This window comes from Desulforhopalus sp. IMCC35007, assembly GCF_005116575.1.
Lineage (GTDB): Bacteria > Desulfobacterota > Desulfobulbia > Desulfobulbales > Desulfocapsaceae > Desulforhopalus_A.
Genome location: NZ_SWCN01000066.1, coordinates 1 through 1,576, shown reverse-complemented (window position 1 = coordinate 1,576; position 1,576 = coordinate 1). Strand labels below are relative to the sequence as shown.

The window sequence follows — 1,576 nt, the reverse complement described above, 5'->3', positions numbered from 1 at the left end:
GAATGCTTTGAAGTGCCGGGACAACAGCTTCAGATTGGAGAAACCACAAAACGCCAGATTGAACTTTATACTAAATTGGGTGTCACGCCACCGGCATCGTTACAATAGCCCGGGAATTTAGGATATATGTCAGCTTGCAGCGTGACGCAGAAACAGTCGCTCAAAGCCTTGTGGATAACGGCTTTAATGCTCGTGCCTATCATGCGGGAATGTCTGCTGAAAACCGTGCAGCGGTACAAGATGGGTTCATGGATAATTCCATAGAAATTATTTGTGCAACCATTGCCTTTGGCATGGGGATAGATAAGGCCAACATACGCTCTATTTACCACTACCATCTGCCCAAAGGATTTGAGAGTTATATGCAGGAAATTGGTAGAGCAGGCCGTGATGGCAAACCTTCGGTTTGCGAACTTTTCGCCTGCGCCGATGACTGCACAACCCTTGAAAATTTTGTCTATGGTGACACACCTGATGCAAAAAGTATTGTTGACATCGTCAATGCCATACTTGATCAGGGGGAAGAAATTGACGTTTCTACCTACGAACTTTCACGTGAGCACGATATGCGCACGCTTGTTGTGAACACCTTGTTGACCCGCCTGGAGCTTATGGAAATAATCCGCTCAGAAGGTTTTTATTACAGCAATATTCGCTTAGCCCCGGCTGCAAGCTTCGATGAAATTGTGTCGGAGTATAACGAAAACCAAGCATCCTTTTTACGTAAGATGTTCAGCTGTTGCACCATGGCAAAAAAATGGGCCACACTGGACACTGACCAAGCAGTCGTCACTACCGGCCATACCCGTTCCGTAATTCTCCGAGCTTTAGACGATCTTGCAAATAAAGGTTTTATTGAACTCCAACTGGGTGGCTACAGGCAACGTTTCAGAAGACTTGACGAAAATGTAAATCGTCAGGACGTCTGCACTCATCTACAGACAACATTTCTTGAGCATGAGCAGATGGAGATTGCCAGGATTCAAAACATGCTCGACTACGCACAGCATGATGGTTGCTTAACGAGCTATCTACTTCAGTATTTTGGTGAAACCATAGACAAATGCGGACATTGTAGCATATGCCTTGGCGACTCCCCTGCCCATGTGAAGAAAAGGGTAAACAAAGAGATAAAAATTCACGATATCAACACCTTGACGCAATTGATCAAAGAATATCCAAAGGCGTTATCACAGCCGAGACAGCAGGCGCGTTTTCTCTGTGGTCTGAACTCACCAGCAGTTTCGGCAGCCAAATTATTACGGGCCAATCCACTGTTTGGGAGCCTTGCCCAGGTACCTTTTGCAAATGTGTTGAAATATTGCGGCTCTTGGCTCAAAACTGGCGATTCAGTGAGAGACTCTTTTGCCCCCAGCAAGATCGATGAAGAGGAGTGATAATCAACGGTTCTATCGGGTGGCCGCTCAAGCGTTGGAATTATCATTTATTACTCAACTTTCGGGATTAAGTTTCAGGCACTCTCAATTCACTTTTTGCGATGCCTACTGAATCAAGTGCTGTGTCCATTAACGTTGCAAAGAATATTTGGATAGTCTTCTCACAAAATGCTCCCAGT

Annotated in this window: 1 protein-coding gene; it reads left to right on the top strand. The window is 45.3% G+C overall.

The annotated features are described in order from the left end of the window. Positions 1 to 134 precede the first annotated feature (134 nt). Positions 135 to 1,397 (top strand): helicase-related protein, encoded by a 1,263-nt coding sequence (locus tag FCL48_RS25605; RefSeq protein ID WP_240744978.1) that lies wholly within the window; start codon positions 135 to 137, stop codon positions 1,395 to 1,397. The last annotated feature ends 179 nt before the right edge of the window (positions 1,398 to 1,576 follow it).